Source organism: Sphingomonas sp. Leaf407 (assembly GCF_001425385.1).
In the GTDB taxonomy this organism is placed as follows: domain Bacteria; phylum Pseudomonadota; class Alphaproteobacteria; order Sphingomonadales; family Sphingomonadaceae; genus Sphingomonas.
In genome coordinates this window covers 1,390,162-1,414,310 of the sequence record NZ_LMQO01000001.1, presented here as the reverse complement: position 1 = coordinate 1,414,310, position 24,149 = coordinate 1,390,162, and the positions used below count along the sequence as shown (strand labels likewise).

At 69.0% G+C, this 24,149-nt stretch carries 25 protein-coding genes; 13 read left to right on the top strand and 12 right to left on the bottom strand.

Going from position 1 to position 24,149, the window contains the following annotated elements; all coding sequences use genetic code 11:
• Window positions 1–9: 9 nt before the first annotated feature.
• Together murJ and secB are read right to left on the bottom strand one after the other, a co-directional pair.
• On the bottom strand, window positions 10–1,590 hold the full coding sequence (gene murJ, locus ASG37_RS06430; RefSeq protein WP_055757087.1) for a murein biosynthesis integral membrane protein MurJ: 1,581 nt from the start codon (window positions 1,588–1,590) through the stop codon (window positions 10–12).
• A 30-nt stretch (window positions 1,591–1,620) separates the two neighbouring features.
• Window positions 1,621–2,121 carry a protein-export chaperone SecB gene (gene secB, locus ASG37_RS06425; protein ID WP_055757085.1) on the bottom strand — a complete coding sequence of 167 codons (501 nt, stop codon included), beginning with the start codon at window positions 2,119–2,121 and terminating at the stop codon, window positions 1,621–1,623.
• Window positions 2,122–2,306: 185 nt separating this feature from the next.
• On the opposite strand from secB, the gene ASG37_RS06420 reads away from it, so the two are divergent.
• Genes ASG37_RS06420 through ASG37_RS17895 form a run of 3 tightly spaced genes read left to right on the top strand, consistent with a single transcriptional unit; the run spans window position 2,307 to window position 4,775 of the window.
• A complete protein-coding gene (locus ASG37_RS06420) occupies window positions 2,307–2,951 on the top strand; it encodes a Tim44/TimA family putative adaptor protein (protein WP_156349266.1) in 645 nt (214 codons plus the stop codon).
• 5 nt (window positions 2,952–2,956) lie between these two features.
• On the top strand, window positions 2,957–4,255 hold the full coding sequence (locus ASG37_RS06415) for a murein transglycosylase A (protein ID WP_055757083.1): 1,299 nt from the start codon (window positions 2,957–2,959) through the stop codon (window positions 4,253–4,255).
• Complete coding sequence (locus ASG37_RS17895) at window positions 4,236–4,775, top strand: Smr/MutS family protein (protein WP_055757080.1); 540 nt, start codon at window positions 4,236–4,238, stop codon at window positions 4,773–4,775. Before ASG37_RS06415 ends, ASG37_RS17895 begins: the two co-directional genes overlap by 20 nt.
• A gap of 131 nt (window positions 4,776–4,906) precedes the next feature.
• Here ASG37_RS17895 and dapE read toward each other — a convergent pair whose 3' ends face one another.
• The gene (gene dapE, locus ASG37_RS06405) at window positions 4,907–6,037 is read right to left on the bottom strand and encodes a succinyl-diaminopimelate desuccinylase (RefSeq protein ID WP_055757078.1); all 1,131 of its coding nucleotides are present in this window, start codon (window positions 6,035–6,037) and stop codon (window positions 4,907–4,909) included.
• An 81-nt stretch (window positions 6,038–6,118) separates the two neighbouring features.
• On the opposite strand from dapE, the gene ASG37_RS06400 reads away from it, so the two are divergent.
• Complete coding sequence (locus tag ASG37_RS06400) at window positions 6,119–7,090, top strand: esterase-like activity of phytase family protein (protein ID WP_055757076.1); 972 nt, start codon at window positions 6,119–6,121, stop codon at window positions 7,088–7,090.
• Between the two features lie 74 nt (window positions 7,091–7,164).
• Here the strand turns inward: ASG37_RS06400 and rpmB are convergent, their stop codons facing one another.
• Window positions 7,165–7,458 (bottom strand): 50S ribosomal protein L28, encoded by a 294-nt coding sequence (rpmB, locus tag ASG37_RS06395; RefSeq protein WP_055757074.1) that lies wholly within the window; start codon window positions 7,456–7,458, stop codon window positions 7,165–7,167.
• A gap of 164 nt (window positions 7,459–7,622) precedes the next feature.
• On the opposite strand from rpmB, the gene ASG37_RS06390 reads away from it, so the two are divergent.
• On the top strand, window positions 7,623–7,856 hold the full coding sequence (locus ASG37_RS06390; protein WP_055757072.1) for a hypothetical protein: 234 nt from the start codon (window positions 7,623–7,625) through the stop codon (window positions 7,854–7,856).
• A 58-nt stretch (window positions 7,857–7,914) separates the two neighbouring features.
• Complete coding sequence (locus tag ASG37_RS06385) at window positions 7,915–8,343, top strand: nucleoside deaminase (RefSeq protein ID WP_055757419.1); 429 nt, start codon at window positions 7,915–7,917, stop codon at window positions 8,341–8,343.
• 387 nt (window positions 8,344–8,730) lie between these two features.
• Here the strand turns inward: ASG37_RS06385 and ASG37_RS06380 are convergent, their stop codons facing one another.
• The gene (locus tag ASG37_RS06380; protein ID WP_055757071.1) at window positions 8,731–9,408 is read right to left on the bottom strand and encodes an OmpA family protein; all 678 of its coding nucleotides are present in this window, start codon (window positions 9,406–9,408) and stop codon (window positions 8,731–8,733) included.
• A 154-nt stretch (window positions 9,409–9,562) separates the two neighbouring features.
• Here ASG37_RS06380 and ASG37_RS06375 point away from each other — a divergent pair, with 154 nt between their 5' ends.
• Entirely contained in the window at window positions 9,563–10,864 is a 1,302-nt protein-coding gene (locus ASG37_RS06375) for a hemolysin family protein (RefSeq protein WP_055757069.1), read from the top strand.
• Window positions 10,865–10,916: 52 nt separating this feature from the next.
• On the opposite strand, the gene ASG37_RS06370 is transcribed toward ASG37_RS06375, so the two are convergent.
• The 3 genes from ASG37_RS06370 to purD all read right to left on the bottom strand — a co-directional run bounded on the left by ASG37_RS06370 (window position 10,917) and on the right by purD (window position 13,769).
• Entirely contained in the window at window positions 10,917–11,741 is an 825-nt protein-coding gene (locus ASG37_RS06370) for a serine aminopeptidase domain-containing protein (protein WP_055757066.1), read from the bottom strand.
• Between the two features lie 69 nt (window positions 11,742–11,810).
• Window positions 11,811–12,491 carry a hypothetical protein gene (locus ASG37_RS17890; protein WP_055757064.1) on the bottom strand — a complete coding sequence of 227 codons (681 nt, stop codon included), beginning with the start codon at window positions 12,489–12,491 and terminating at the stop codon, window positions 11,811–11,813.
• A gap of 9 nt (window positions 12,492–12,500) precedes the next feature.
• The gene (gene purD / locus ASG37_RS06360; RefSeq protein ID WP_055757062.1) at window positions 12,501–13,769 is read right to left on the bottom strand and encodes a phosphoribosylamine--glycine ligase; all 1,269 of its coding nucleotides are present in this window, start codon (window positions 13,767–13,769) and stop codon (window positions 12,501–12,503) included.
• Between purD and xseA the strand changes: the two genes are divergently transcribed.
• The 5 genes from xseA (at window position 13,768) to ASG37_RS06335 (ending at window position 18,108) form a co-directional block, all read left to right on the top strand.
• Window positions 13,768–15,264 (top strand): exodeoxyribonuclease VII large subunit, encoded by a 1,497-nt coding sequence (gene xseA, locus ASG37_RS06355; protein ID WP_055757060.1) that lies wholly within the window; start codon window positions 13,768–13,770, stop codon window positions 15,262–15,264. The two genes, purD and xseA, sit on opposite strands and share 2 nt — an antisense overlap.
• Before the next feature lie 163 nt (window positions 15,265–15,427).
• Window positions 15,428–15,625, top strand: coding sequence for a DUF2093 domain-containing protein (locus tag ASG37_RS06350; RefSeq protein ID WP_055757058.1), 198 nt, complete (start codon window positions 15,428–15,430; stop codon window positions 15,623–15,625).
• The gene (locus ASG37_RS06345) at window positions 15,622–16,437 is read left to right on the top strand and encodes a M23 family metallopeptidase (protein WP_055757056.1); all 816 of its coding nucleotides are present in this window, start codon (window positions 15,622–15,624) and stop codon (window positions 16,435–16,437) included. Before ASG37_RS06350 ends, ASG37_RS06345 begins: the two co-directional genes overlap by 4 nt.
• Before the next feature lie 37 nt (window positions 16,438–16,474).
• Window positions 16,475–16,993, top strand: coding sequence for a superoxide dismutase family protein (locus ASG37_RS06340; RefSeq protein ID WP_082448614.1), 519 nt, complete (start codon window positions 16,475–16,477; stop codon window positions 16,991–16,993).
• 35 nt (window positions 16,994–17,028) lie between these two features.
• Window positions 17,029–18,108: a lactonase family protein gene (locus ASG37_RS06335; protein WP_055757055.1), complete on the top strand. Its 1,080-nt coding sequence runs from the start codon at window positions 17,029–17,031 to the stop codon at window positions 18,106–18,108.
• 117 nt (window positions 18,109–18,225) lie between these two features.
• Here the strand turns inward: ASG37_RS06335 and ASG37_RS06330 are convergent, their stop codons facing one another.
• The gene (locus ASG37_RS06330; RefSeq protein WP_055757054.1) at window positions 18,226–18,831 is read right to left on the bottom strand and encodes a 5'-methylthioadenosine/S-adenosylhomocysteine nucleosidase; all 606 of its coding nucleotides are present in this window, start codon (window positions 18,829–18,831) and stop codon (window positions 18,226–18,228) included.
• Between the two features lie 345 nt (window positions 18,832–19,176).
• Here ASG37_RS06330 and acnA point away from each other — a divergent pair, with 345 nt between their 5' ends.
• Complete coding sequence (gene acnA, locus ASG37_RS06325; protein ID WP_055757053.1) at window positions 19,177–21,852, top strand: aconitate hydratase AcnA; 2,676 nt, start codon at window positions 19,177–19,179, stop codon at window positions 21,850–21,852.
• Window positions 21,853–22,180: 328 nt separating this feature from the next.
• Here the strand turns inward: acnA and ASG37_RS06320 are convergent, their stop codons facing one another.
• From ASG37_RS06320 to ASG37_RS06310, 3 genes are read right to left on the bottom strand one after another with little or no spacing between them, the layout of a single operon-like run.
• Window positions 22,181–22,927 carry an HAD-IIB family hydrolase gene (locus ASG37_RS06320; protein ID WP_055757051.1) on the bottom strand — a complete coding sequence of 249 codons (747 nt, stop codon included), beginning with the start codon at window positions 22,925–22,927 and terminating at the stop codon, window positions 22,181–22,183.
• Window positions 22,928–22,985: 58 nt separating this feature from the next.
• Window positions 22,986–23,357 (bottom strand): hypothetical protein, encoded by a 372-nt coding sequence (locus ASG37_RS06315; protein ID WP_055757049.1) that lies wholly within the window; start codon window positions 23,355–23,357, stop codon window positions 22,986–22,988.
• Window positions 23,324–24,049 carry an EI24 domain-containing protein gene (locus tag ASG37_RS06310; RefSeq protein WP_055757047.1) on the bottom strand — a complete coding sequence of 242 codons (726 nt, stop codon included), beginning with the start codon at window positions 24,047–24,049 and terminating at the stop codon, window positions 23,324–23,326. Before ASG37_RS06310 ends, ASG37_RS06315 begins: the two co-directional genes overlap by 34 nt.
• Window positions 24,050–24,149: the final 100 nt, after the last annotated feature.

Genomic DNA, 24,149 nt, shown 5'->3' with positions numbered 1-24,149 from the left:
AAAGTTCCTTCAAGCGGCGCGCCGCCGCAGCAGCGCGCGAAGATCGGTCAGCCGGAACGCTCCGGTGAGCATGCAGGCAAGACCATAGACGACCGCCCCGGCCCCGACGAGTGCGGCCATGCCGATGATCCGGGTCAGCACCGCGCCGGTGGTCCATGGCGCGACCAACCGGTCGGCGAAGAACAGCGCCGCGCCCATCAGCAACGCGGCAATGGCGAAGCGCGGCAGCCGGTGGGTAAGTTGGCGGTCAAGCGCGAAATGCCCCCGCCGCCGGAGCGTCACATAGAGCATCGCGACATTGATCCATGCCGAGATCGCGGTGGCGAGCGGCGGGCCGACATGCGCGATCGTCGGAATCAGCGCGAGGTTGAACGCGATGTTCACCCCGATCGCGATCATCGCGAATCGCACCGGCGTCCGCGTATCCTGTCGCGCATAGAAGCCCGGGGTCAGCACCTTGATGAGCACATAGGCTGGCAGCCCGAGCGAAAAGGCGGCGAGCGCCTGCGCGCAGCGCGCCGTATCTTCCGGCCCGAACGCGCCATGCTGGAACAGCGCGCGGATGATCGGTTCGGCGACGGTCAGGAACGCGATGGTCGCGGGCAGGGTGAGCAGCAGCGCCAGCTCGATCCCCCGGTTCTGCGTGTCCATCGCCCCGGCATCGTTCTTCGCCGACAATTGCCGCGAAATGGTGGGCAGCAGAATCGTGCCAAGGCCGATGCCGATCAGCCCCAGCGGCAACTGGTTCAGCCGGTCGGCATAATAGATGTACGAGATCGATCCTTCGCCCAGCAGCTTGCCCGACAGCGCGGTCGAGATGACGAGATTGACCTGCATCGCCCCCGCGCCGATCGCGGCGGGCACGATCAGCCGCAGCATCCGCCGCACGTCGTCGGTCATTCGCGGCCGACGGGGTTTGAGCGACACGCCCGACCGGCGACAGGCAAGGATCAGCCAGCCGAGCTGCAATGCGCCGCCCGCCGTCACCGACCATGCCTGTACCCGCGCGGTCGCATAGGGATCGGGGCCGTGAAAGAACAACAGACCCGCGACCATCGCCACGTTCAGCAGGATGGGAGCGGCGGCATTCACCCAGAATTTGTCGAGCGAATTGAGGATCGCGCCCAAGAGCGACACGATCGAGATCAGCAACAGATAGGGAATGGTGATCCGCGACAGCGTGACCGCAAAGGCGAACTGGTCGGGCGTCGGATCGTTGAACCCGCCCGACAGCAGCCAGGTCAGCGGCCACGCCGCGATCAGCATCACCACCGTCGCGGCGATCAGCACTGGCAGCAGTACCGACAGCACATCGCGCGCAAAGGCGAGTGCCACGGGCAGGCCCTTGTCCGCGCCGGCCGCATCGCCTTCGGCCACCTTCTGGTTGAACAGCGGCACGAAGGCGGCGTTGAACGCCCCTTCGGCGAACAGCGCGCGGAACATGTTGGGCAGGCGAAACGCGACGAGGAAGGCATCCGAGGCGAACCCCGCGCCGACGAATGTCGCCTGCAACGAATCGCGCCCCACCGCCAGCACCCGGCTGGCGAGCGTCAGCCCGCCGACCGAGCCCAGCGATTTCGCCAGCTTCATCGAATCAGTCCCGCCGCCGCGCCGCTGCTATCAGGCGTGGCCGGCGACCTCGCCGATCGCACCCTGCCCATTGGCCTGCGACACATAGAGCTGCGCGAAGTCGATCGGCTCCAGCATCAGCGGCGGGAAGCCGCCATCGCGCACCGCATCGGCCAGCACCCGGCGGGCGAACGGGAACAGGATGCGCGGCGCTTCACCGAGCAGGAACGGCTGGAGATGCTCTTCGGGAATGTTGCGAAGCGCGAACAGCCCGGCGAACGACAGGTCGACGAGGTACATGACCTGTCCGTCGATCTCGGCGCGCGCCTCGATCTTGAGCACCACCTCGTTCACGCCGTCGCCGACCTGCGCCGCGCCGATGTTGAACTGCACGTCCAGCTTGGGCTGGCCGGGGATCTGGTACACGCCGGGCGCGTTCGGATTCTCGAACGACAGGTCCTTCACATATTGGGTGATGACGTTGACCGACGGCTGGCCATCGTCGTCGCCTTGAAAGCCCTGGGGGTCGATGGCGTCGTTCTGTTCGTCCATTCGGTGTTCCTGACCGGGTCGGGCGGAAAGCTTTGCCGCTTGCCGCGTTCTATACTGCTGGCGCGACTAGCAGCGGCGCGGACGCGATTCAACGGGTCGGCCGGCGCAAACACCGTGTCCGCGTGACGGCGTTTGAAACACTGCCCGATCGGGCCTATGTCGGGTGGATGGAAGGAACTGAAGGCATGCTCGTTTTTGTCGTCCTGCTCGCGATGGTCGCCGCGTTTCTCGCGATGCGGCTCTACGCCGTCCTCGGCAAGCGCACCGGGGCCGAACCGCTGCCGCGTGCGGCGGAGGAACGGCTCGGCACGCCGCCGGTCGCCCGCCCGGTCGAGGTGCAGGGCGAGCCCCGCGCCATCGGCCCGCGTCAGGTGGATGCCGGCGCGGAGAACGGCCTGCGCGCGGTGATCGCCGCCGATCCCTCGTTCGACGTCGCGCAGTTTCTCGATGGCGCAAAGTCGGCCTATCGCATGATCCTCGAAGCCTATTGGAAGGGCGACCAGGACTCGCTCGAGTGGCTGACCGAACGCGAGGTGCGCGACGCCTTCGTCGAAGCGATCGCTGAGCGTACCGCCGCCGGCCATGTCCTCGACAACCGGCTGGTGACGATCGAACGCGCCGCCGTTACCGAAGCCTCGGTCGAGGCCGGTGTCGCCCGCATCACCGTGCGTTTCGATGCCGACATCGCGTCGATCACCCGCGATGCCGATGGCACGATCATCGCTGGGTCGATGTCCGACGCGGTCGAAACCCACGACATGTGGACCTTCGCCCGTGCGGTGCGCAGCGCTGATCCGAACTGGAAACTCGCCGATACCGACGAAGCCTGATCGGAATGCACCGGGGGGGATGGGCGGCATTTGCCGTAGCGCTGCTGCTGGGTGGCTGTTCGAACGCGATCGTGCCGCGCGGCGCCGAGACGATCGGCGCGCGTCCGGCACCCGATCGCCCGCCGACACGCGATACCACTCGCCCGCCGGTCATGCGGCCGGTGCCGGTGCGCCAGCCGACTGCCGCCGTACCGCTACCTCCGGTACTGGGCGTCGTGCCGATCACCGGTGCGACGACCGCCGCCGCTGCCGGCGTGGTTGCCGGTCCGCCGGTCGCGACGCTGCCGATCACCGGTGATACCGCCGCGCGCGCGCTGTCCGCGTTCCGCACCAGTTGTCCCTCGCTCGTCCGTCGCACCGATCCGACCGGGCTGACGCGCGGTGCCGACTGGCAGCCGGCATGCGACGCCGCCCGCGTTACCGACCCGGCCGATGCCCGCGCCTTCTTTGCCCGCTGGTTCGAAACGGTGCAGGTCGGCGACGGCAAGGCGTTCGCCACCGGCTATTACGAACCCGAAATCCACGGCGCGCGCACCCGGCGCAGCGGCTATGAAACGCCGATCTACGGCGTCCCCGCTGATTTGATCGAGGTCGACCTCGGCCTGTTTTCGACCGACCTCAAGGCCAAGCGCATCCGTGGCCGCGTCGATGGCAGCAAGTTCGTGCCCTATTATGATCGCACCGCGATCGAGGAAGGGGCGCTGGCCGGACGCGGGCTGGAGATCGGCTGGGCCGCCGATCCGGTCGAGATTTTCTTCCTCCAAGTGCAGGGATCGGGCCGGTTGCTGCTGCCCGATGGCGGCGTCATGCGCATCGGCTATGCCGGGCAGAACGGCCGCGACTATACCGGCATCGGCAAGTTGATGAAGGATCGCGGCCTGCTCGCCCCCGGACAATCGTCGATGCAGGGCATCATGGCTTGGCTCCGCGCGAATCCTGAAGAGGGTCGCGCGATCATGCGCGAGAACAAGAGTTTCGTGTTCTTCCGCGAACTGACCGGTCCCGGTCCGCTGGGCGCGATGGGCCTGCCGGTGGTGGGGCAGGGGAGTGCGGCGGTCGACGTGAAGTTCGTCCCGCTGGGCGCGCCGGTATTCCTGTCGATGGATCGCACCGATGCCACCGGCCTGTGGATCGCGCAGGACACCGGCGGCGCGATCAAGGGCGCCAATCGCTTCGACACCTTCTGGGGCGCGGGCGACGAAGCGCGCGCGATCGCCGGCGGCATGAGCGCGCGCGGCACTGCCTTCCTGCTGCTCCCCCTCGGCACGCTCGCCCGGATCGGCAGTGGCACCCAGACGCCTTGATCCGGCCGAGGCGGCGCTATGGGCACGGGTGGTTTCGGCGATCAAGCCGCTCCACCCGGCCCGTGTCGCGCCGCTCCCGCTCGCCCGCCTCGAAAAACACGGCGCACCCGCGCCCAAACCGGTCCGCGCGCCTGTCGCTCCCGCACCCGTCGCTCCGACGCGCGCGCGCCAGCCGGGGCCGACACTCGACGCAAGCTGGGACCGGCGAATCGCCCGCGGCATGGTCATCCCCGACTCGACGCTCGACCTGCACGGCCATACGCTGGCCTCGGCGCACGGGCTGCTCGATCAGGGGCTGGCGCGATCGATCCAGCGCGGCGACCGCGTACTGCTGCTGGTGACGGGCAAGCCGCCGCGCCCCGATTCGGAACGGCCCCATGCGCGTGGCGCGATCCGCTCGGCGATCACCGACTGGATATTGGCCGGCCGCCACGCCGACCGCGTCGCCTCGATCCGCCCCGCGCACCCCCGCCACGGCGGGCAGGGCGCGCTCTATCTGGTGCTACGCCGCGAGCGTTGAATCGCCCTCGCCACCGCTTCGTCGTTCCCGCGCAGGCGGGAACCCATAGACGCGACGGTCGCGAATCTTGCCGAAACGTCGGCGGCTATGGATTCCCGCCTTCGCGGGAATGACGAACGTCTGGGTAGCGATTACCCCGCCAACCCCGCCACCGCGATGTCGGCATAGATGTCGACCAGCCGCCGCAGATCGTCGACCGCCACCGCTTCGTCGACCTTGTGCATCGTCGCGTTCAGCAACCCGAATTCGACCGTCGGGCACAGCGCCGACAGGAACCGCGCATCGCTCGTGCCCCCGGTGGTCGACAGTTCGGGCATGATCCCGGTGTGTCGTTCGATCGCCCCGGCGATCAACGTCGAGAACGCGCCGGGCGGCGTCAGGAACGCCTCGCCCGACACCCGCCCTTCAACCACTGCCTCCGGGGCATGCGCCTGCACGATCGAGCGCACCCGCTCGATCAGGTCATGCCCACGCTGTTCGTCGTTGAACCGGATCGACAGCCTTGCGCTCGCCTGCGCCGGGATCACGTTGGTCGCCGGATTGCCGACGGTGATGTCGGTGATCTCGATGTTCGACGCCTGAAACCACGCATTGCCGGTATCGAGCGTCACCGCATCGATCGCCGAGAGCGCCGCGACCAGCCGGGGCACCGGATTATCGGCCAGATGCGGATAGGCGACATGCCCCTGCCGCCCGGGCACGGTGATCCAGATATTCACCGACCCGCGCCGCCCGATCTTGACCATATCGCCCAGCCGCGCCTGCGAGGTCGGCTCGCCGACGAGGCACAGGTCGGGGGCTAGGCCGCGCGCGCGCATCCGGTCGATCAGCGCGCGCGTACCGAACACTGCCGGCCCTTCCTCGTCGCCGGTCAGGATCAGGCTGACGATCCCCGCCTCGGCCGGCACCCGCGCGGCGGCGGCGATGAACGCGGCGACCGCGCCCTTCATGTCCACCGCGCCGCGCCCATGCACCAGCCCATGCTCGACCCGCCCGTCGAACGGCCCGCCCCGCCAGCCCTCGCCCGGCGGCACCACGTCGAGGTGCCCGGCAAAGGCGAAATGCCGCCCGCGCTCCCCCCGCACCGCCAGCAGGTTCTCGACTGGCCCGTCAGGCGCCTCACCGACGATGAAGCGGTCGACATGGAACCCCAGCGGCACCAGCGCCGCCTCCGCCACGTCGAACACCGTGCCGATCGCGGGAGTCACGCTCGCGCAGGCGAGCAGGCGGCTGGTCAGGTCGACGACATCGGGCTGGATCATGGGGAGCGCTGATCGCGCAAGCCGCGCCGTTGTGCAATGCCGCGAGTTGCCGTGCGCGGCCCCCGCCACTACGGCAAGGCCATGCGGATCTTGTTCGTCATTCTCGCCGGACTGCTGCTCGTCCCCGGATGGTCGGGATCCGAACGATTGCCGCTGCTGCGCCCCGGCGCGATGGCGATCCGCGCGACGCCGGTCGCGATCGATCGCGGCGGCAACCGGCGGGTCGGCGCGCTCACCTATCTGGGCGGGGTCCAGCTTCACAGCGACGACCCGGCATTCGGCGGCTTTTCGTCGATGCACGTCGCGGGCGACCGCTTCACGCTGCTGTCCGACGGCGGCGGCCTCGTCCGCTTCACGATGGGGCGCGACTGGCGCATCCGTGACGCCACCGCTGCCGAACTGCCCGGCGGTCCCGGCACCGGCTGGCAGAAGCAGGACCGCGACAGCGAATCGATGGCGGTCCGCCCCGACGGCAGCGTCCTCGTCGGCTTCGAGCGCGCCAATGCGATCTATCGCTACGACGCCGGCTTCACCTCGACCCTCGCATCGGTCCGCCCGCGGGGCATGCGCAAATGGTGGGAGAACAGCGGGCCCGAATCGATGGCGACGCTGCCCGACGGCACGACGCTGGCCTTGAGCGAAAGCCATATGCTCCCGCGCAAGCCGGGCTTTTCCGCGCTGCATTTTCTCGGCGACCCGACCCGGCCGGGCACGCGCTGGTATCGCTTCCAATATGTCGCCGACAAGGGCTGGAGCGTCACCGACGCGGCGGCGCTGCCCGATGGCCGGCTATTGGTTCTGTTGCGCGACTTCGACCCGCGCCAGCTCTTTACCGCGCGGCTACAGATCGCCGACCTGACGCAGCTTCGCCCCGGCGCGGTCATTCGCGGCCGCACCATCGCCCGGTTCGAGGGGACCGTCGCCCACGACAATTTCGAAGCGCTGTCGCTGGAGATCGAGAACGGCCGTTCGATCCTGTGGATTGCCTCCGACGACAATCAGCAATTCTGGGAACGCTCGCTGCTGCTCAAGTTCCGCGTCGACCTGCCCTGATACAGCACACACACCAAAACCCCCGAACGGCGACACCGCTCGGAGGTTTTGGTATTTGTCGAACGTCGAGAAGATCAGGCGGCGGTTGCCGTCGCCGCCTTCTTCACGTCACGCTTCAGGCGGCGGGCACGCAGCGACAGATCGTCGTCGCTGGTCTTGAGCAGCCAGTTGTCGAGGCCGCCGACATGCTCGACCGAGCGCAGGCCGTGGGTCGACACGCGCAGCCGGATCGAACGCGCCAGCGCATCCGACATCAGCGTTACGTTCTGCAGGTTCGGCAGGAACGTGCGCTTGGTCTTGTTGTTGGCGTGGGAAACATTGTGACCCACCTGCCGGCCCTTGCCGGTCAGTTCGCAGATGCGCGACATGATCGTTGATCCTGATTCTTGGGCAGGGGCAAGTCCCCCGGAAAGACGGCGCGGATAGCGATTACCGGGCCCCGCGTCAACCTGTCGCGGGCCGGTGCAACCCCGGCTTGAGCGATGCGTTGTTACGCTATCGATTCGGATCGGCATATAGTGGGAGGACGAGCATGCGCGTGATTTTGGCAATTCTGGGACTGGTGGCGCTGATCGGCGCCGGACTCATGGCGCTCGGCTTCATCAGCATCGACCAGACCCGCACCGCCGCGCTGCCCAGCGTCAAGGTGGAGGGCGGACAGGCGCCGAAGTTCGACGTCGACGTCAGCAAGGTCGAGGTCGGCACCGTGAACCGCACGGTCGAGGTGCCGGCGATCAGCGTCGAAAAGCCCGCCAACGCCAACTGACGCTCTGGTGCGCCGCCTGCCCGGATGGCAGGGCGGAGTGATGTTCGACGCCACGCCCATGGCCCACGCCCTCACCGCTGCCGCCCAAGCGGCGGGCGCGGGCGAAGTACCGGTCGGCGCGGTGGTGATGCGCCGGGGCGAGGTGGTGGCAGTCGCCGCCAACGCCCCGCGCGCCTTGTGCGATCCGACCGCCCATGCCGAAATCCTCGCGATTCGCGCGGCGGCGGCAGCACTCGGGCAGGACCGGCTCGACGACTGCGACCTGTGGGTCACGCTGGAGCCCTGCGCGATGTGCGCCGGCGCCATCGCCCATGCCCGCATCGCCCGACTCTATTACGCGGCGAGCGATCCCAAGGGCGGCGCGGTCGAACATGGCCCGCGTTTCTTCACCCAGCCGACCTGCCACCATCGCCCCGACATCTACGGCGGCATCGCCGAACGCGAGTCGGCCGATCTGCTCCGCACCTTCTTCGCCGGCCGCCGATAGCCTGCGGGAAATCCTGCTTCGTCAAATAGCAGAAATTTGGTTCACGCGGAGGCGCGAAGGGATAACCCGACACCGCCTGCACCCATCACACCTGCCATGGTCGTCATCCCGGCGCAGGCCGGGATCCATAATCGCAACGCCAGCGCCTCCTGCTTCGGCCTCGGAGAATATGCGTTCCGGCCTGTGCCGGGAAGACGAAGCTCACCCCGCGCGACTCCGAAACTCCCGGCAACGCCGCGCCAACGACGGAAACCCAACGCAAGCCCCGGGCAAAACCCCTCCGCGCCTCCGCGCCAACCAACCTTCTTCTCACTCCCCGGGAAGCGAAAACGAAAACGGCCCCGCATGCCAACCGCATGCGAGGCCGCCTTCGTGAAAACCGAAACCTTACCGCAGGTCGCCCTGCTCGATCGGCACGATCTTGATCTCGACCCGGCGGTTTTCCGCGCGACCTTCCTCGGTTTCGTTCGACGCGACCGGCTGCGATTCGCCGAAGCCGCGCGTGCCGATCCGCGCCGCCTGCACGCCGCGCCCGGCCAGCGCATCGGCCACCGCCGCCGCGCGCCGTTCCGACAGCGTTTGGTTGTACGCATCGGACCCGGTCGAATCGGTGTGGCCGTACACGTCAATATAGGTCTGGTTGTACTCGCGCAGCACGTCGGCCACCCGGTCGAGCGTCGGGCGGAACTGCGACGAGACGGCCGCGCTGTCGGTGGCGAAGGTGATGCTGGAGGGCATGTTGAGGAACAGGTCATCGCCACGCCGCGTCACGTCGATGTCGGTGCCGGCGGTGCGGGCGCGCAGGTCACGCTCCTGCTTGTCCATGTACGCGCCGATCCCGGCCCCGGCGAGGCCGCCGATGCCCGCGCCGAGGATCTTCTCGGTCCGGTCGCGCCGCCCACCGACGAGGTCGCCGAGCAGATAGCCGCCCACCGCGCCGCCGATGCCGCCGATCGCCGCGCGCGAGATGGTGCGTTCCCCGGTTTCGGGATCGGTCACGCAGCCGCCGGTCAGCAATGCCGCCGACAATGCCCCTGCAACCCAGAATTTCGATGCGCCGCCCATGTTGTCCTCCACGATGATAGCAATGGTTTGTTGCCCCCGGAACGCCCGTTTCCACGCGCTTGTTCCGTTTGCGTTTTGATATGCTCCGGTTGAACAAAGGCTGACAGCGCGGTTGTGCTGGGGTCAGCATTGCGGCATGGGTGATCGCAGTTCGATGGAACCTCTCTCCCCCTTCCCCTGGTTCGACGTTGTCATCATCCTCGCGCTGGTGGCGTTGAACGGCGTGTTCGCCATGTCCGAACTCGCCATCGTCTCTGCGCGCAAGGCCCGGCTGGAAGGGTTGGCAAAATCGGGGGGCAAGGGTGCGCAGACCGCGATGCGGCTGGCCGAAGACCCCGGAAAATTCCTCTCCACCGTCCAGATCGGCATCACCCTGATCGGCATCCTGTCGGGTGCCTATTCGGGGGCCAGCCTCGGCGGGCCGGTCGGCGAACGGCTAGTGCTGCTGGGCGTCCCGGAAGCGCTCGGCCCCAACGTCGGCTTCGGCGTCGTGATCGGCATCACCACCTTCGCCAGCCTGGTGATCGGCGAACTGGTGCCCAAGCAGTTCGCGCTGCGCAGCCCTGAACCGATCGCGGTGTTGGTGGCGCTGCCGATGCTGTACCTGTCGCGGATCACCGCGCCGTTCGTGTGGGCGCTCGACACCACCTCGTCGCTGATCTTCAAGCTGCTGCGCATGAACCGCGAATCGGAAAATCGGGTGACGGCGGAGGAACTCCACCTGCTCGTCGCCGAGGCCAGCCGCTCGGGCGTGATCGAGGAGCATGAACGCTCGATCATTTCCGGCGTCGTGCGCCTCGCCGACCGGCCGGTGCGTGAGGTGATGACGCCGCGTACCGCCGTCGAATGGCTCGACGTGACGCTCGACGACGCCGGCATCCGCGCGGCGATGGCCGCCGCGCCGCACACCCGCATGCCCGTCGCCGAAGGATCGGTCGACGCGGTGATCGGCGTTGTGCAGGCGCGCGACATCGTCGGCGCGATGGCGCGCGGCGAGGTGCTCGACCTGCGCGTGCTGCTCCACGAGGCGCCGGTGCTGCCCGATCAGGTCGATGCGATGGACGCGCTGCAGGCGATCCGCCGCGCCGACGTGCCGATGGGCCTCGTCCACGACGAATACGGCCATTTCGAAGGGATCGTGACCCCGGCCGACCTGCTGCGCGCGATCGCGGGGGACTTCGCCTCCGACGTCGAGGTCGATCACCCGCACATCTTCCGCCGCGAGGACGGATCGCTGCTCGTCTCGGGCCAGACCCCGGCCGACCAGCTCGCCGAGCGCATCGGCATCGATCTCGACGAGGACCGCGATTACGCGACCGTCGCCGGCCTCGCGCTGGCGGTGCTCAAGCACCTGCCGACCGAGGGCGAGCATTTCACCGAACAGGGCTGGCGCTTCGAGATCGTCGACATGGACGGCCGCAAGATCGACAAGCTGCTGGTCGCGCAGGTCGAATAGCGGCTCGGCACCGCCCCGGAACCCGCCTGCGTGCGGGTCCCGGAGGCTCCTACTACCGCCGCGTCCACGCCTCCTGCGCGGTGTCGGCTTTCCGCGCCAGCGTGCGCTTCGCCGCCTTGTCGTCCAGACCATATGCTTTCAGGAACAGCACGCTGTTGGCGATCGCGGCGGCATGGCCCGGCGCATCGGCCTTGCCGACCAGTTCATGGCCGCCGCCGCGATAGACCACCGCGAACTTGTCGCCCGCCGGCGCGCTCTGCACCGGGAACAGGTGATCGTGCCAGTCGGTGACGAAGCCCGGCACGACATCGGTATCGCCGGTGATGACCATCATCGGCAGCGCATCGGTGGCATAGGCGGTGGGGGTGATGAGGCCGGGGATGCGGCCGGGCGAGGAAAAGCCCAGCACCGCCTTCACCGCCGGTTCGCGGAACGGCGCGATATGCGCCAGCCCGCCGCCCATGCACAGCGCGATCAGCGTGCCGAAGCTGTGCCCGGCCGCGACCACCGGCTTGCCCGGCCATGTCCGCGCGGCATAGGCCGCCGCCGCGCGCTGGTCGGCGATGCGCTCCATGAAGCTGGCCTGCATCGTGAACTTCGCGCGATCGGGATAGTGCATCGAATCGACATGCACCGGCGCGATCACCGCGAAGCCGGCATTGCGCCACGCAGCGGCCGCCTCCTCATAGCGTTCGGGCCACGACCCATGCCCGGTCGACAGCAGCACGACACCGCGCACCCGGTCGGGCACCCATGTCACCATCGTCGTCGACCGGGTCGGCGATACCGTGAGCGGCACGGTGGCCGATGGCGCGGCGAGCGCCGGCGCGGCGGTCGCCATCACCGCGACGGCAAGGGCGGTGATGATCGGTGACATGGTTCGGTTCTCCCCGGTACGATCCGCCGGGGATAGGCGGTCGCGGGACAAACCGCCAGCCGCTCCGGGTCAGAGCTTGCCGAACACCGCCTCGAACCCGGCCTTGTCCCCCGCCGCCAGATAGCGCGCCTGCTCGACCCAGCGATCGCGCGCCATGCGCGGCGCGAAGGTGCCGAGCGTCGCGGCGACATCGTCCGCCTGCGCATCGTCGAGCCGGGCGAGCGCCGCGATGTCGGCGATGCCCCGATCCACCAGCATCGCCGCGACCTTCGGCCCCAGACCTTTCAGCAGCGTCAGGTCGGTCGCCTCCGTCACTGGCGCCCCGGGAGCGGCAACCGGCGCCGCGACCGGCACGGCTACCGGCGCAGGGGCAGGGGCAGGGGCAGGGGCAGGGGCAGGGGCAGGGGCAGGGGCAGGGGCAGGGGCAGGGGCAGGGGCAACCGTCCGGGCCTCCTCGCGCACCGGCTCGGCCACTTGCACCACGTCCGCGCTTGCCGGCACCGCATCACGTGCCGCCACCGCTTCGCCTGGCGCATCGGGATCGTCGACCGCGCCGTCGCCGGTGCGTTCCAGATGCCCGGCCTCTTCCAGTTCGCGCGTGCCCTCGCGCCGCCGGCGCGCCAGCTTCATGCCGTACGCGATGCCGACGATCGTCAGCACCATCAGCACCGCGATCAGCACGAAATGCGCGGTCGTCAGCACGCCGAGCACGCCCGGCGACTGGAGAGGAGTGGTGCCGCTGTCCTGCATGATCCGTCCTTATCCCTGTCCGTTCTCGCGAGCGATCTCGCGCCAGCCGATGTCGCGCCGGCAGAAACCGGGGAAATCGAGCGCGTCGACCCCGCGATACGCCGCCGCCTGCGCTGCCGCGACGCTGGCCCCGCGCCCCGTCACCGCCAGCACCCGGCCGCCCGCGGTCACAACGCCCGTGTCGCCGCTTCGGGTTCCGGCATGGAACACCGTCGTCCCCGCCGCTTCTGCCGTATCGATCCCGCCGATCGGCCGGCCCGTCTCGGGCGTGCCGGGATAGCCCGGCGCGGCCATCACCACGGTCAGGGCGACGTCATCGCCGAACACCGGCGCCGCCGCCTCGCCCAGCCGCCCCTCGGCCACCGCCAGCAGGATCGGCAACAGGTCGCTGTCCAGTCGCGCCATCAGCACCTGCGCCTCGGGATCGCCGAAGCGCGCATTATATTCGATCAGCTTCGGACCGCGCTCGGTCAGCATCAGCCCGGCATAGAGCACCCCGGAATAGGGCGTGCCCCGCGCTGCCATCGCCCGGACCGTCGGCGCGACGATCGTGTCGATCGCCAGTCGCTCCAGCGCCGGAGTCAGCACCGGGGCGGGGGAATAGGCCCCCATGCCGCCGGTGTTCGGGCCGACATCGCCGTCGCCGACCCGCTTGTGGTCCTGCGCCGATCCGAACGGCATCAGCGACACGCCATCGGTCAGCACGAACAGGCTGGCTTCCTCGCCCGACAGGAACTCCTCGATCACCGCCTCGCCGCCGGGCTGTTCAAAGATCGCGGCGAGCGCGGCTTCCGCCTCGGCGCGGTCCATCGCAATCGTCACGCCCTTGCCCGCCGCGAGGCCATCGGCCTTGATGACCACCGGCAGCGAAAAGGGCGACAGTGCCGCGACCCCCTCGTCCAGTGTCCTGACCCGGACATAGCCGGCGGTCGGAATATCGGCCTCGCGGCACAGGTCCTTGGTGAACCCCTTCGATCCTTCGAGCTGCGCCGCCGCCGACGACGGCCCGAACACCGGGATCGCGGCGGCGCGCAGATCGTCGGCCAGTCCCGCGACCAGCGGCGCTTCCGGCCCCACCACCACCAGCCCGACCGACGCCTCGCCGCAGAAGCGCACCACCGCATCGTGATCGGTCACGTCGATCGGCACCAGCTTGGCGCAGCGGCCGATGCCGGGGTTGCCGGGCGCGGCATAAAGCGTATCGAGGGCATCCGACTGCGCCAGTTTCCATGCCAGCGCATGTTCGCGCCCACCCGATCCGATCAACAGGACATTCATGGACGATCGCTTCCCCGATTTCACAACCAGCCGGCTCGTAGCCGAGCCGCGCGCCAACGACAACGCTGCCCCCGAAAGCGTGTCGGAACTCGCCGGTCGGCTTAAACGCATGGTCGAGGGCGAATTTGGCCGCGTCCGCCTGCGCGGCGAGATATCGGGCTACAAGCGCGCGACCTCGGGCCATGTCTATCTGGCGCTCAAGGACGATGCCGCGCTGATCGACGGCGTGCTGTGGCGCGGATCTGCCAGCAAACTCGCCTTCACGCCGCAGGACGGCGTCGAGGTGATCGCCACCGGCAAGCTCACCACCTATCCCGGCCGCTCGCGCTACCAGATCGTGATCGATCACCTCGAACTGGCCGGCGAAGGCGCGCTGATGGCGCTGTTCGAGAAATTGAAGGCCAAGCTCGCCGGCGAAGGGCTGTTCGCGGCGGAGAAGAAGCGCGCGCTGCCGTTCCTGCCGCGTACCATCGGTATCGTCACCTCGCCGACCGGCGCGGTGATCCGCGACATCCTCCACCGTCTGGCGGACCGCTGCCCCAGCCATGTGCTGGTCTGGCCATGCAAGGTGCAGGGCGAAGGCTCGGCCGCCGAGATCGCCGCCGCCATACGCGGCTTCGGCGCATTGCCGCCACGCCCCCCCCTTCGTCACCCCGGACCTGTTCCGGGGTCCACCGATCCGCAAACGCCGCAGCCGTTGCTCCTGCCGAACGGTGGACCCCGGAACGAGCCAGGGGTGACGGAAGCGGAAGCCGACTCCCGCACCGTCTACCGCCCCGACCTCCTCATCGTCGCGCGCGGCGGCGGCTCGATCGAGGACCTCTGGTCGTTCAACGAGGAGATCGTCGTCCGCGCGGTCGCCGCCTCGCCGATCCCGATCATCTCGGCGGTCGGCCACGAGACCGACACCACGCTGTGCGACTTCGCCGCCGATCTGCGCGCGCCGACGCCGACCGCCGCCGCCGAAATGGCGGTGCCGGTCCGTGCCGACCTCGCCAACACCATCGCCAGCCTGTCGCTGCGCACCGAACGCTATGTCCGCCGCTATCACGAACGCGGCAGCGAGCGCCTCGCCGCGCTGGTCCGCGTGATGCCCCGCCGCGACGCGCTGCTCGGGCCGCAGCGCCAGCGGCTCGACGATGTCAGCGCCCGGCTGTCGCTGGCGCTCGAACGGCGGCTGGCCGGCGCGCGCCGCGACCTCGACCGGCGCGGCGGCGCGCTGCGCCCTGCGATGCTCACTCAGGCACTGGCCCGCGCCCGCGCCCGCTTCGACGGCACCGCGCGGATGCTCGACAGCGTGAATCCCGACAATCTATTGCAAAAAGGCTATGTCCGCGTCGTCGCCCGCACCAGTGGCAAGACGATCGCGTCGGCCGCCGAGGCGCGCGCGGCGGGTGGGCTGCAACTCCACTTCCGCGACGGCATCCTCGACGCAAAGGTTGAGCGCGCGGGCACCAAAGCCTATGTCGAACCGACCCAGCCGAGCCTGTTGTAAGGCCGAAGCGAACCACTCCCCTCCCTGACAAGGGAGGGGGCGGGTCGGCCTGCGAGGAAATGCCACGCCCGCCACCGGCCGACCCACCCCAACCCCTCCCTGTCAGGGAGGGGCAAGAAAGTGCCATTGGACGCCCGCCCGTCCCACAACACCGGAACGCCCCATGTTGAAGCCCGACGCCCGCCCCGCCAAGCTCCAGTATCTCACCAACAATTTCCGCGTGCTGGTCGACGGCGACTACGTCACCTGCGCGGTCAGCCAAACGCGCATCCCGCTCGACGACCTGAAATACTGGAACGCCCCGCGACAGGAAGCCTATGCCACCGCCGAGGCGGCGACCGAGGCGCTGGCGCCGAAGTGATCGCGTTCCCCCCGCCCGCGATCGTTCAGCCCGCGCCGGTTCCCGCGATCGACCTCACCGGCACCCCGGGGCAGGGGGCGGTGTTGACCGGCCGGGCACCCGCCGGCACCACCGCGCTGACGCTCGACGGCACGCCGGTACGGCTCGCCCCCGACCGCGCCTTCGTGATCGCGTTCGATCGCGACGCCGGCCCCGCCGCCACGCTGATCGCGACGCTCGCCGATGGCCGCCGAATCACCCGCACCCTCGCCGTGGCCCCGCGCACGTGGCGGATCGAACGGCTGCCCACGCTCCCGCGCGTCTCGCAACCGTCCGCCGAGTTCCAGCGTCGCCGCGCTCCCGAACTGGCGCAGATCGCCGCCGCGCGCACCCGCGCCAGTGACGCGGCAGGCTGGCGGCAGCGCTTCGTCTGGCCCGCGACCGGCCGCATCTCCGGCCTGTTCGGGTCGCAGCGGGTCTATGCCGGCGAACCCGGTGCCTATCATTCGGGGGTCGACGTCGCGCGCCCGACCGGCACGCCCGTCGTCGCCCCCGCCGATGGCGTCGTGATCCTCGCCGCGCCCGCGCCGTTCACGCTGGAGGGTAATTTGCTGATGATCGACCATGGCATGGGGCTGAACTCGGCGTTCCTCCACCTTTCGCGGATCGACGTGAAACCGGGCGAGCGCGTGCGGCAGGGCCAGCCGGTCGGCGCGATCGGCGCGACCGGCCGCGCCACGGGTCCGCATCTTCACTGGGGCATGAAATGGAACGACGCGCGGATCGATCCGCTGCTGCTGGCCGGGCCGATGCCGGAACCCGAACGCCGCTGAACCATTGCGTTCCATAACCAACGGGGAGTCCTGAACGATGCTGCGCGCCACCCTTCTGACCAGCCTTGCCGCCACCGCGCTCGCCGGTTGCGCCACCACCACCGGCGAAACCGCCGGACGCAGCGCCACCGCGCCGTTGCGCACCGCCGCCGGAGCCGATGTCGGCACCGTCACCGCGACGCAGATCGGCGACGGCATCCGCGTCCGCATCGTCGCGCGGAACATGCCGGCGGGAACCCACGGCGCGCACGTCCACACCACCGGTCGCTGCGACGGCCCCGATTTCACCACCGCCGGCGGCCACTGGAACCCGACCCAGCGCCAGCACGGGACCAGCAACCCCGCCGGCCCGCACGGCGGCGACGCCCCCAATCTGACGATCGGCGCGGACGGCAGCGGCTCGCTCGACATCACGCTGCCCTCGGGCACGATGGACGGCCTGCTCGACGCCGATGGCGCGGCGTTCGTCATCCACGCCAATGCCGACGATTATCGCACCGATCCGTCGGGCAATTCGGGCGGCCGCATCGCCTGCGGCGTGTTCGCCGCCGCCTGATTGCGTGAACGCCCGGTCGGGGGCATGGTGCGGGGATGACCACCCGCCGCCATGTCCTCGCCGGGGCTGGAGCCGCCTCCGCGCTCGCCATCCTGCCCGCCGCCGCCCGCACGACCCGCCCGGCGCTGGTTGCTGGCACCTATGCGGCGCGCGGCGGGGCAGGGCTCTACCCGATCGAACCGACCACCACCGGCTGGCAGGTCGCCGAACCGATCGGCAAGCTGACCGACCTGTCGTTCGGCGTGTCGCGCGGCGACAAGGCGTATTTCGTCCATGAAAGCGCGAAGGGCCGGCTGATCGCCACCGACCGCGCCGGCGGCATCCTCGCCGACCTGCCCAGCGGCGGCGACGATCCGTGCCATGTCGCGATCGACCGCGCGGGCAGGATGCTCGCCGTCGCCAACTATTCCTCGGGTACGGTCGCGGTCTATCCGCTGAACCGCGCCGGCATCCCCGCCGCGCCCGTCGTCCGCCAGCAGGCGGGCACCGGCCCGAATGTCGATCGTCAGGCCGGCCCGCACGCCCATTGGGTCGGCTTCACCGCCGATGGCCGCTATCTCCACGCGGTCGACCTCGGCGCCGACGCGGTCTTCGCCTACACGATGCAGGGCACGACGCCGTCGCAGCCCCGCCTCGCGTGGCAGGCCCCCGCCGGCTCCGGCCCCCGCCACCTCGCGCGCCATCCCCGGTTGCCGGTCGCTTATGTCGTGACCGAACTCGCCAACACCCTCGTCACGCTCGACGCGAAACCGGACGGCAGCTTCACCACCCGCGCGTCGCAGTCGCTGCTCCCGCCCGGCTTCACCGGCGCGTCCGCCGCCGCGCATCTCTGGATCGACCGCACCGGCCGCCGCCTCTACGCCTCGAACCGGGGGCACGACAGCATCGCGGTCTTCGCCCTTGATGCGAAGGGCGACGCTCGCCCGATCCAGCACATCGCCTGCGGCGGCCACTGGCCGCGCTTCTTCCTCGCGCTGGAGGATGCCCGCCGGTTCCTCGTCGCCAACGAACGCAGCGGCACCGTCACCGTGTTCGCAATCGAGGCCGACGGCCGCCTCACCACCACGCCCGAACGCCTCGCCATCCCCGGCGTGGTGTTCCTCGATCTGGCCTGACCCAAATTGTCGCCCCAGCGAAGGCTGGGGCCTCAACCGGCTCCTGCCGTCCGTCATCACCGGGAGATCCCGGCCTTCGCCGGGATGACGTTCGTGGCGAACCAGTCAGCGCGGTCGCTAACCTAACCGGTCCACCGCCGCCGCCAGCCGCTCGTCGAGCACCCCCAGCATCGCGGTCCACCCGCCGAGCGTCTCCAGCTCGCCCGGCCCGTCCGAAATCCCGCGCAACCCCATCACCGCCACGCCGAAGCGCTGGCACGCGCGCAGCACCGCGAAGGTCTCCATATCGACCATGTCGGCATCGATCGCGTCATACTCATCGCCCCCGACGATGTTCGCGCCGGTCGACAGCCGCGCCACCGGCCAGCCGGCGATCGGCGTCGCCAGCGGCAGTTCGGCGGCATGGTCGCTGAACGGCGTCACCCCCTTCGGCACGCCGATCCGCGTCGCGTCCATGTCGCGCCACGACACGCTCGCCACCTGCCACACCGATCCCAGCGGCAGCGTGCGCGATCCCGCCGACCCGATCGACACGACCAGATCGGGCAACGCCCCGGTGGCCGCCAGCGCGCACAGCGCCTGCGTCACCCCGATCGCCGCCTCGACCGGGCCGACCCCCGTCACCAGCGGCACGAAGCGCGCTTCAAGAAAAGGTCCATATTCATGGTCCGTCGCCATGACGAACATCACCCGCCGTCCCCCGATCGTCGCCATCCGCATCATCGCCTCCCCGTATCCTGCCCATCCCTGCGCGCGGCGTCGGGCGCGGGCAAGACCCTTGCCGCCTCGCGATCACGCCTCGCGCACCCGGTTCCTTCCACCCCGGCACCGCGCGTTCCTGCGCCGCCGGTGCAACCCACAATTGCTATTGCAAATCGCGATCAATTACGCTATGCAATGATACCGCTACCAGTGCCCGAAACCCCGGATTCACCCACTTCCCCCGGCACGTCCACGTTGCTAAGGCGCGGCGGTAAGCTACGCATTCGCGACCGCGGCGCGCCCATGGGCACTCCTCCCGAACCGGCGGTGTCCATCCCCGCCGCGTCACCCATGGGAAGGACCCGCATGACCGCAATTGGCCAGGACACGCTCGGCACTCGCGACACGCTCGATGTCGGCGGCAAGACTTATTCCTATTATTCGCTGGCCAAGGCCGCGGCAAAGCTCGGCGACGTGTCGCGGCTGCCCTTCTCGATGAAGGTGCTGCTCGAAAACATGCTCCGCTTCGAGGATGGCGTCACCGTCACCGGCGAAGACGCTCAAGCGATCGTCGACTGGCAAAAGGATGCCCGCAGCGACCGCGAAATCCAGTATCGCCCGGCGCGCGTGCTGATGCAGGATTTCACCGGCGTTCCCTGCGTCGTCGATCTCGCGGCGATGCGCGACGCGATCACCGGCCTTGGCGGCGACGCGGCCAAGATCAACCCGCAGGTGCCGGTCCACCTCGTCATCGACCACTCGGTCATGGTCGACGAATTCGGCACGCCTAAGGCCGCCGAACAGAACGTCGAGCTGGAATATCAGCGCAACATCGAACGCTATGAGTTCCTGAAGTGGGGCTCCAAGGCGCTCGACAATTTCTCGGTCGTGCCGCCGGGCACCGGCATCTGCCACCAGGTGAACCTTGAGTATGTCGCTCAGGCGGTCTGGTCGTCGGAATCGACCGACGGCTCGGGCACGATCGCCTATCCCGACACGCTGGTCGGCACCGACAGCCACACGACGATGGTCAACGGCTTGGGCGTGCTCGGCTGGGGCGTCGGCGGGATCGAGGCGGAAGCGGCGATGCTCGGCCAGCCGGTGTCGATGCTCATCCCCGAAGTCGTCGGCTTCAAGCTGACCGGCAAGCTCGGTGAGGGCATCACCGCCACCGATCTGGTGCTCACCGTCACGCAGATGCTGCGCGCCAAGGGCGTGGTCGGCCGCTTCGTCGAGTTTTTCGGCCCCGGCCTGTCGTCGATGACGCTCGCCGACCGCGCGACCATCGCCAACATGGCCCCCGAATATGGCGCGACCTGCGGCTTCTTCCCAGTCGACGACAAGACGATCGATTACATGCGCCTCACCGCGCGCCCCGAGGAAGTCATCGCGCTCACCGAAGCCTATGCCAAGGCCAACGGCTTCTGGCGTGACGAGAATGCGGTCGACCCGATCTTCACCGACACGCTCGAACTCGACATGTCGTCGGTCGTCCCCTCGCTCGCCGGCCCGAAGCGTCCGCAGGACCGCGTCGAACTGCCGAACGTCGACGACGTGTTCAACGCCGATCTGACCAAGGTCTACAAGAAGGACGCTGCCGTCCGCGTCGCGGTCGAGGGCGAGACGCATGACATCGGCGACGGCGACGTCGTCATCGCCGCGATCACGTCCTGCACCAACACCTCGAACCCCTCGGTGCTGGTCGCCGCCGGTCTCGTCGCGCGCAAGGCCAATGCACTGGGCCTCAAGCCCAAGCCATGGGTCAAGACCAGCCTCGCGCCGGGTTCGCAGGTCGTCACCGACTATCTCGACAAGGCCGGTCTGACCGAGGATCTGAACGCGGTCGGCTTCAACCTCGTCGGCTATGGCTGCACCACCTGCATCGGCAACTCGGGTCCGCTCGCGGCTCCGATCTCGGCGGCGATCAACGGCAACGACATCGTCGCCGCCTCGGTCCTGTCGGGCAACCGCAACTTCGAAGGCCGCGTGTCGGCCGACGTGCGCGCCAACTTCCTCGCCTCGCCGCCGCTCGTCGTCGCCTATGCGCTGAAGGGCACCGTAACCGAAGACATGGTCAGCACGCCGATCGGTCAGGGCACCGATGGGCAGGACGTGTACCTCAAGGACATCTGGCCGACGAACGAAGAGGTCGCCGACCTCATGGCCGCCAACATCGACGACGGCATGTTCCGCTCGCGCTATGGCAACGTCTATGCCGGCGACAAGCACTGGGCCGGCATCGAGGTCGAAGGATCGGACACCTACAACTGGCCGACGTCGAGCACCTATATCGCCAACCCACCGTATTTCGACGGGCTGACGATGACGCCGGCCCCGGTCGCCGACATCATTGAGGCGAAGCCGCTGGCGATCCTCGGCGATTCGATCACCACCGACCACATCTCGCCGGCGGGTTCGATCAAGGCCGACAGCCCGGCCGGCGCATGGCTGATGGAACGGCAGGTCGCCCGTGCCGACTTCAACAGCTATGGCGCGCGTCGCGGCAACGACAACGTCATGGTGCGCGGCACCTTCGCCAACATCCGCATTAAGAACGAGATGGTCCCCGGCGTCGAGGGCGGCATGAGCCGCTACGAGGGCGAGGTCATGCCGATCTATGACGCCGCCATGCGCCACAAGGCCGACGGCACGCCGCTGGTCGTGATCGCGGGCAAGGAATATGGCACCGGATCGTCGCGCGACTGGGCGGCCAAGGGCACCAACCTGCTCGGCGTCCGCGCGGTCATCACCGAAAGCTTCGAGCGTATCCACCGCTCGAACCTCGTCGGCATGGGCGTGCTGCCGCTCCAGTTCGCCGAGGGCGTCACCCGTCAGACGCTGGGCCTGACCGGCGATGAAACCTTTACGATCCAGAACGTGGCCGCCATCCGCCCGCGTCAGGACGTGGAGGTCATCATGGTCCGCGCCGACGGCACGACCGAGAGCTTCCAGACCCGTTGCCGGATCGATACCGTCAACGAACTGGAATATTTCCTCAACGGCGGCATCCTCCAGTACGTGCTGCGCAAGCTCGCCGCGTAAGCGGCCGCAACCGGACGTCTCGCCGTCCACGAACGTCATCCCGGCGGAGGCCGGAATCTCCTGCGGCTCCTGCCTGACCGGAGCCGCGAGAGGCCCCAGCCTTCGCTGGGGCGACGAGCGGGACAACAGAAAAGGGCCGCGTCTCCGAGGAGGCGCGGCCCTTTTCATTGTCCTACACCTGCCAGGTCATGCGAGGACCGGATCGCTCCTTGAACCGTTCGATCTCAATGGCTTGCCACCGGACACGCACGGCGCGCACGAAACGCGCGCAAGTGTAAACTTTGTAAACTTTGGACCCGCCCCGCACGACGCGGGGCAGGGGAAACGATCACTTCTGGCAGGCGATGATCGCCTCGATCACGGCCAATGTTTCCTGCGGGTCGCGGATCTTCACCGTGTCCATCCCCGCCGCCTTCGGCGCATAGTCATTGCCGCCGGGGAAGATCGCATCGCCGATGAACAGCATCGCGTCGGTGGCGATGCCGCTGATGTCGGCCAGTTTGGCAAGGCCGGTCGCCTTGTCGACGCCTTCCTTGGTGATGTCGATTGACGTCGCGCCGCCCATGTTGATCGACAGGCCGGGCAACCGCTGCCTCAGGTCCGCCTGGATGATCTTGCGCTTGGCGAAATCGGGGTCCCAATGTTCCTTGGCGTCGATCGGCGCCTGCTGGCCGAGCGCCGAAAAGGTGATCTGGCTCCCGCGATCCTCGATCCGCGGCCCCCATGTCTGTTCGGGGGTGAAGCCGGTCGCCTCCAGCGCGGCGTCGAACGCGCTCAGGATATTCGCCTTGGTCGCATCGTCGAACAGGTCGGCATAGACCGTGTTCCAGCGACCGTCGCCATAGGTGTACAGCTTGGTCCCGCTGGTCGGCATCATCCACAGCCGGTTGAGGTCGGCGCGCTCGGGCAGGTGCCCCGCGACCTGCTTCTCGAACTGCGGCCAGTCGCCGCCCGAAATGATCGCGACATGCGCGACGCCGAGCAGATCGGCCAGCGCCTCCGCCATCGGCGCGCCCATCTGCTGCTTGCTCTCGGCAAGCGTTCCATCGAGGTCGAAGGCGACCAACTGCTTCATCGTCTGGCTCCGGTAGAAAGCGTCACCGGGCACGATGCCCGGCCGCAGGGAAAGGGGTTCAGCGCCCGCCGCGCGCGCGGGTCAGCGCGGCAACGCAGCTCGCCCGGTCGATCGGCGCGCCGCTGCGCTGCCGGGCATCGACATGGCGCACCACCGGCACGCCGCCGGCGGCGGGGGGATAGAGATAGGCGTCGAGCACGCAGATGTCCGACCCATATTGCAGCTTGCGCCCCGGCCCTTCGCTCAGGTCGAGCAGCGGCTGGCCGAACAACTGGCCGATCGTCGTGGCATTCTGCCCCATCACCCGCTCCAGCCCGATCGTGCCATAGGCGGGGGCAGGGGGCGTCGGCAGCGCGTTCTGGCGCACGACCGGGCCGGTCGCGCAGGCCGAAAGCGTCAGTCCCGCAAAGAGCGCGGCGGTGCGTCGCATGGTGTCATCCCCCTTGGGCGCATCCGATGGAACCGGTGCGTCGCCATCGCCGCGCCGACCAACGGCGCGACGAAATTGACGAACGGAATCATCAGCAGTCCGGTTCCCGCCAGCCCCAGTATAAACCGCCGGGTCCGCGTCGCCTTCCGTTCGGTCCGCAGCTCGGCACGGGTCAGGTGCCGCACCGCCACCATGTCGAACAGGTCGCGCCCCAGCAGCCAGCCATTGACCACCAGCAGCGCGATCGGCGTGCCGATCCCGGTCGGCAGCAACAGCAGATACAGCGGTGCGCACAGCAGGTTCACGCCCAGCGTCCGCAGGCCCGATCGCACCCCCATCATCGCCGATCGCGCGAACGGCACCGGCCGCGCGCTCGCCAGCGCCTCCGGGTAATGCCGCGCCTCGACCGCCTCGACGACATCGTCGGCGAACACGCCCACGACCGCGATCGCGACGATGCGGAACAACAGCCACGCCAGCGCGACCGCCGCCAGCGTCGCCGCCACCGCCGCCAGTGCCCCGGCACCGTCACCCAGCGCGAAGCCGTCGCGCGCCACCCAATGCGCGCCCCATGCCATCGCCGCGCCGACGCCCAGCAGCAGGATCAGCGTCACGGTCAGCGACTTGGCCAGCACCTTCAGAAAGGCCCGGTCGCCAAGCTGCGCCACCGACAGGAAAAAGGCATCGACCATCGGGAGCGGTCATGCGGGGCGCGAAGGCCGGCGTCAACGCCCGACCCTTGCCTGTCCCCGCCACGCTGGCTAACGCGCGGCCATCGCCGCTCCGGCCCTT

Excerpts from the sequence above, each read along its gene's own strand:
- murJ (WP_055757087.1), bottom strand. The coding sequence starts at position 1,590 with ATGAAGCTGGCGAAATCGCTGGGCTCGGTCGGCGGGCTGACGCTCGCC.
- secB (WP_055757085.1), bottom strand. The coding sequence starts at position 2,121 with ATGGACGAACAGAACGACGCCATCGACCCCCAGGGCTTTCAAGGCGAC.
- ASG37_RS06420 (WP_156349266.1), top strand. The coding sequence starts at position 2,307 with ATGCTCGTTTTTGTCGTCCTGCTCGCGATGGTCGCCGCGTTTCTCGCG.
- ASG37_RS06415 (WP_055757083.1), top strand. The coding sequence starts at position 2,957 with ATGCACCGGGGGGGATGGGCGGCATTTGCCGTAGCGCTGCTGCTGGGT.
- dapE (WP_055757078.1), bottom strand. The coding sequence starts at position 6,037 with ATGATCCAGCCCGATGTCGTCGACCTGACCAGCCGCCTGCTCGCCTGC.
- ASG37_RS06400 (WP_055757076.1), top strand. The coding sequence starts at position 6,119 with ATGCGGATCTTGTTCGTCATTCTCGCCGGACTGCTGCTCGTCCCCGGA.
- rpmB (WP_055757074.1), bottom strand. The coding sequence starts at position 7,458 with ATGTCGCGCATCTGCGAACTGACCGGCAAGGGCCGGCAGGTGGGTCAC.
- ASG37_RS06390 (WP_055757072.1), top strand. The coding sequence starts at position 7,623 with ATGCGCGTGATTTTGGCAATTCTGGGACTGGTGGCGCTGATCGGCGCC.
- ASG37_RS06385 (WP_055757419.1), top strand. The coding sequence starts at position 7,915 with ATGGCCCACGCCCTCACCGCTGCCGCCCAAGCGGCGGGCGCGGGCGAA.
- ASG37_RS06380 (WP_055757071.1), bottom strand. The coding sequence starts at position 9,408 with ATGGGCGGCGCATCGAAATTCTGGGTTGCAGGGGCATTGTCGGCGGCA.
- ASG37_RS06375 (WP_055757069.1), top strand. The coding sequence starts at position 9,563 with ATGGAACCTCTCTCCCCCTTCCCCTGGTTCGACGTTGTCATCATCCTC.
- ASG37_RS06370 (WP_055757066.1), bottom strand. The coding sequence starts at position 11,741 with ATGTCACCGATCATCACCGCCCTTGCCGTCGCGGTGATGGCGACCGCC.
- ASG37_RS17890 (WP_055757064.1), bottom strand. The coding sequence starts at position 12,491 with ATGCAGGACAGCGGCACCACTCCTCTCCAGTCGCCGGGCGTGCTCGGC.
- xseA (WP_055757060.1), top strand. The coding sequence starts at position 13,768 with ATGGACGATCGCTTCCCCGATTTCACAACCAGCCGGCTCGTAGCCGAG.
- purD (WP_055757062.1), bottom strand. The coding sequence starts at position 13,769 with ATGAATGTCCTGTTGATCGGATCGGGTGGGCGCGAACATGCGCTGGCA.
- ASG37_RS06350 (WP_055757058.1), top strand. The coding sequence starts at position 15,428 with ATGTTGAAGCCCGACGCCCGCCCCGCCAAGCTCCAGTATCTCACCAAC.
- ASG37_RS06340 (WP_082448614.1), top strand. The coding sequence starts at position 16,475 with ATGCTGCGCGCCACCCTTCTGACCAGCCTTGCCGCCACCGCGCTCGCC.
- ASG37_RS06335 (WP_055757055.1), top strand. The coding sequence starts at position 17,029 with ATGACCACCCGCCGCCATGTCCTCGCCGGGGCTGGAGCCGCCTCCGCG.
- ASG37_RS06330 (WP_055757054.1), bottom strand. The coding sequence starts at position 18,831 with ATGATGCGGATGGCGACGATCGGGGGACGGCGGGTGATGTTCGTCATG.
- acnA (WP_055757053.1), top strand. The coding sequence starts at position 19,177 with ATGACCGCAATTGGCCAGGACACGCTCGGCACTCGCGACACGCTCGAT.
- ASG37_RS06320 (WP_055757051.1), bottom strand. The coding sequence starts at position 22,927 with ATGAAGCAGTTGGTCGCCTTCGACCTCGATGGAACGCTTGCCGAGAGC.
- ASG37_RS06315 (WP_055757049.1), bottom strand. The coding sequence starts at position 23,357 with ATGCGACGCACCGCCGCGCTCTTTGCGGGACTGACGCTTTCGGCCTGC.
- ASG37_RS06310 (WP_055757047.1), bottom strand. The coding sequence starts at position 24,049 with ATGGTCGATGCCTTTTTCCTGTCGGTGGCGCAGCTTGGCGACCGGGCC.